Origin of the sequence: Achromobacter sp. (genome assembly GCF_036567245.1) — a bacterium.
GTDB lineage: Bacteria > Pseudomonadota > Gammaproteobacteria > Burkholderiales > Burkholderiaceae_B > Achromobacter.
Map to the genome: position 1 here is coordinate 1 of NZ_DATCUY010000391.1, position 4,136 is coordinate 4,136.

General features: G+C 67.3%; 5 protein-coding genes. All 5 read left to right on the forward strand.

All coding sequences use genetic code 11. From position 1 onward, the window contains the following. The first annotated feature begins 8 nt into the window (after window positions 1-8). The 5 genes from VIR09_RS16650 (at window position 9) to VIR09_RS16670 (ending at window position 3,962) form a co-directional block, all read left to right on the forward strand. On the forward strand, window positions 9-503 hold the full coding sequence (locus tag VIR09_RS16650) for a hypothetical protein (RefSeq protein WP_332013881.1): 495 nt from the start codon (window positions 9-11) through the stop codon (window positions 501-503). Between the two features lie 23 nt (window positions 504-526). Continuing rightward, complete coding sequence (fmt, locus tag VIR09_RS16655; protein WP_332013877.1) at window positions 527-1,528, forward strand: methionyl-tRNA formyltransferase; 1,002 nt, start codon at window positions 527-529, stop codon at window positions 1,526-1,528. Next, complete coding sequence (locus tag VIR09_RS16660; protein ID WP_332013878.1) at window positions 1,525-2,346, forward strand: AzlC family ABC transporter permease; 822 nt, start codon at window positions 1,525-1,527, stop codon at window positions 2,344-2,346. Before fmt ends, VIR09_RS16660 begins: the two co-directional genes overlap by 4 nt. After that, window positions 2,343-2,678 carry an AzlD domain-containing protein gene (locus tag VIR09_RS16665; protein WP_332013879.1) on the forward strand — a complete coding sequence of 112 codons (336 nt, stop codon included), beginning with the start codon at window positions 2,343-2,345 and terminating at the stop codon, window positions 2,676-2,678. Before VIR09_RS16660 ends, VIR09_RS16665 begins: the two co-directional genes overlap by 4 nt. 84 nt (window positions 2,679-2,762) lie before the next feature. Further along, window positions 2,763-3,962 (forward strand): phosphoglycerate kinase, encoded by a 1,200-nt coding sequence (locus VIR09_RS16670; RefSeq protein ID WP_332013880.1) that lies wholly within the window; start codon window positions 2,763-2,765, stop codon window positions 3,960-3,962. Window positions 3,963-4,136 lie beyond the last annotated feature (174 nt).

The following is a 4,136-nucleotide window of genomic DNA, read 5'->3' on the forward strand; positions in this document are numbered from 1 at the left end:
TGAGCACGGTGAGGCGCCGCCGCGGCATCGGCGCCAGTGCGCTGGTTTTGGCGGTGTTGCTGTCGGCCTGCGCCTCGCCCGACCGGGAAAAGCCCGGAGCCCGCCGCGCCGACGTGCTGGCGCGGCTGGGTGCGCCGCACAGCGCGACTGCCCTGGAGGGCCACCGCGAGCGCCTGCTCTACTCCACCCAGCCGGCCGGCCGCCGGGTATTTCATCTCGACTTCGATGCCACCGGCCGCCTTGAACGCGTCGAGCAGGTGCTGTCCTTCGACCGCTTTTCGGGCATCGCGCTGAACCAGTGGACCCGGGCCGATGTGGAGCGCACCTTCGGCCCACCCGCGCTGGTGGAGCGGGTTGCCCGCTTTGACGGCGACGTCTGGACCTACCGGTTCATGGATGGCTATGAACCGCGCATGGCGCACATCCACATCGACCGCGCCGGCACGGTGCGCCAGCTGGCCTTCACCGATGACCAGCCGCCGGGCGATGACAGGGACCACTGACCACCGCCGCCCGACCCTTCTTCATGAAAATCATCTTTGCCGGAACCCCCGAATTCGCCCGCGTGGCTTTGCAGCGCTTGCTGAGCGCGGGGTTCACCGTGCCCCTCGTCCTCACCCAGCCCGACCGCCCGGCGGGCCGGGGCATGAAACTGCAGGCCTCGCCCGTCAAGCAGTGCGCACTGGAGCATGGCATTGCGGTGGCCCAGCCCCGCAGCCTGCGCCTGGACGGCAAATTCCCCGAAGACGCCGCGGCCGCCCGTGCCGCGCTGCTGGCCGCACAGGCCGATGCCATGGTGGTTGCGGCCTACGGCCTGATCCTGCCGCAATGGGTGCTGGACCTCCCGGCCAAGGGTTGTTTGAACATCCACGCCAGCCTGCTGCCACGCTGGCGTGGCGCCGCCCCCATCCACCGCGCCATTCAAGCGGGGGATGCCGAGACGGGCGTCACCATCATGCAGATGGACGCGGGCCTGGACACCGGCGCCATGCTGCTGACCGAGAAGCTGTCCATTCGCCCGCGCGACACCACGGCCTCATTGCATGACCGGCTGGCCGACCTGGGCGGGCGGCTGATCGTGGAGGCCCTGGAGCTGGCCGCCTGCGGTGGTCTGCAGCCCGTCCAGCAACCGGAGCAGGGCGTGACCTATGCACACAAGATCGAAAAATCCGAAAGCGCAGTCGACTGGTCGCTGCCGGCGCAGGTGATTGGCCGGCAGATCCGCGCCTTTGATCCCTTTCCTGGGGCCAGCACCACGCTGGGCCCAGAGATCATCAAACTCTGGGACTATGAAATTCATAGCTGCCAGCGCTTGCCAGACAAGCGCTGTGGCGAGATTTTGTCTATAGACCCCACCGGCGTGCTCGTGGCCTGCGGCGAAGATGCCTTGCGCCTGACCGCCCTGCAGCGGGCCGGCGGCAAGCGCTTGCCGGCCTCGGAATTCCTGCGCGGTTTTCCGCTGCAGCCGGGCATGGTGCTGGGGGCTGCAGACGGGTCCGGCGCCACCGGCGCGCCCACTTCGCCATGAGCCTGCAGGCGGTCCGCCAGACCGTGCGGCACCCGGCGTTCCGTCTGGCCATCACCGACATGGCCGGCACCTCGCTGGGGCTGGCCGCCTGGGCCATGGTGACCGGCGTGGCCATGGTGAAAAGCGGCATGTCGGTGTCCATGGCCATTTTCATGTCGCTGCTGGTGTATGCCGGCAGCGCCCAGCTGGCCGTGATACCGCTGCTGGCCACCGGCGCGCCACTGTGGGTGGTGTGGCTCACGGCGTCGTGCGTGAACCTGCGCTTCGTGATCTTCAGCAGCCTGTGGCGCAGCTACTTTGCGCACCTGCCGCTGCGTCAGCGCCTGGCCATTGGCTACTTCAGCGGCGACGTGATCTTCGTGGCCTTCATGAAGCGTTTTCCCGAGCCCCGCCCCGAACCCGATCAGGTTCCCTATTTCTGGGGCGCGGCCAGCACCAACTGGCTGGCCTGGCAGGTGCCGTCGATTGCCGGCATCCTGCTGGCCAACGCCGTGCCCCTGTCGTGGGGGCTCGGGTTTGCCGGCGTGCTGGCGCTGCTCGGTGTGCTGTTGTCGCTGCTGTTCGACCGCGCCACCTGGCTGGCTACGGGGGTGGCCGCCACGGCGGCCATTGCTGCCTTTGCCCTGCCGCTCAAGCTCAACATCCTGGTGGCCATTGCCGCTGCGGTCACCGTGGGCCTGCTGATCGAGGCCGTGGACCGGCGCCGCCACAAGCCCGAGGTGCTGCTGGTGCCGGCCGACAGCATGATCGGCGCCGACGCGCTCGAACAGGTCGAGGCGGGCGACGCGGTGGCACTGCGCGAGGAACTGCATCCATGAGCTGGGATTGGCTGGAACCCTTTGTTGCCGTGGCGGGCCTGGCCGTGCTCACCCTGGTGACGCGCTCCTTCTTCATGATCCCCGAGCGCGAGTTGCCCATGCCCGACTGGCTCAAGCGCGGGCTCAAATATGCGCCGCTGGCCGCGCTCACGGCGGTCATTGCGCCCGAGATCCTCATGTCGCACGGTGCGTTCATCACCACGCTGAAAGACGCGCGCCTGCCCGCCGTGCTGTGCGCTGTTGCCTACTACTTCTGGCGCCGCGGCATTCTGGGCACCATCGTGGTGGGGATGCTGGTGTACCTGCCCCTGCACATCGGCTGGGGCTGGTAGGGCGGCGGCCGCGACGGCCCGCAATGTAGAGGCGCCTAAAATGACAGACCCGTTACACGAGTCCCTTTCGCGAGCTTCTTGCCCATGAACATCCTGCGTTTTTCCGATCTGTGCGCCCAGAACCGAGTTCGTGGTCAGCGCGTCTTCATCCGTGCCGACCTGAACGTGCCGCTGGACGCCGCCGGCCACATCACCGAAGACACCCGTATCCGCGCCTCGATTCCGTGCATCCGCATGGCTCTGGACGCAGGCGCCGCCGTGATGGTGACCAGCCATCTGGGCCGCCCCACCGAAGGCGCATTCAAGCCCGAAGACTCGCTGGCCCCCGTGGCCCGGCGGCTGTCCGAGCTGCTGGGGCGCGACGTGCCGCTGCTCGCCAACTGGGTGGACGGCGTGACCGTGGCGCCGGGACAAGTCGTTCTGCTGGAAAACTGCCGCGTCAATGTCGGCGAGAAGAAGAACAAGGAAGAACTGGCCCGCAAGCTGGCCGCCCTGTGCGACATCTTCGTGAACGACGCTTTTGGCACGGCCCACCGCGCTGAGGGCACCACCTACGGCATCGCGCAATACGCCCCCATCGCGTGCGCGGGCCCGTTGCTGTCGGCCGAAATCGACGCCCTTACCAAGGCCCTGGCCCAGCCCCAGCGCCCGCTGGCGGCCATCGTGGCCGGCTCCAAGGTGTCCACCAAGCTCACCATCCTGCAAAGCCTGGCCGACAAGGTGGACCAGCTCATCGTGGGCGGCGGCATTGCCAACACCTTCATGCTGGCCGCCGGCCTGCCCATCGGCAAGAGCCTGGCCGAGCCCGATCTGCTGGACGCCGCCAGGTCGGTGATGGCCGCCATGAAGGCGCGCGGCGCTGAGGTGCCGATTCCCACCGACGTGGTTACCGCCAAAACCTTTGCCGCCGACGCGCCCGCCACCATCAAGGCCGCCACCGATGTGGCCGAGGACGACCTGATCCTGGACATTGGCCCCGAAACCGCCGCACGGCTGGCGGCGCAGCTCAAATCGGCCGGCACCATCGTATGGAACGGGCCGGTGGGCGTTTTCGAGTTTCCCGCCTTTGAAAATGGCACGCGCACGATTGCCCAGGCCATTGCGCAATCGCCCGCATTCAGCATTGCTGGCGGCGGCGACACCCTGGCGGCCATTGCCAAATATGGCATCGAGCAGCAGGTGGGCTACATCTCCACCGGCGGGGGCGCGTTTCTCGAAGTGCTCGAAGGCAAGACCTTGCCGGCGTTCGAGATTCTCGAAAAGCGGGCCGCCGCCATGTCCTGAAGACTTGCGCTGCTTGCCCGCAGGGGCATTCAGGCCAAGGCCGTTTCGACGGCCTTTTTTCATGGGCGCTTTCATGGGTGTTGTCATGGGTGTTTCGTGCCCTTCATGGCGCCGCCTAAAATTGCGCCCCATGACCTTTCTCGACATGCTGCGCAATGCATCCACCCAGAACAA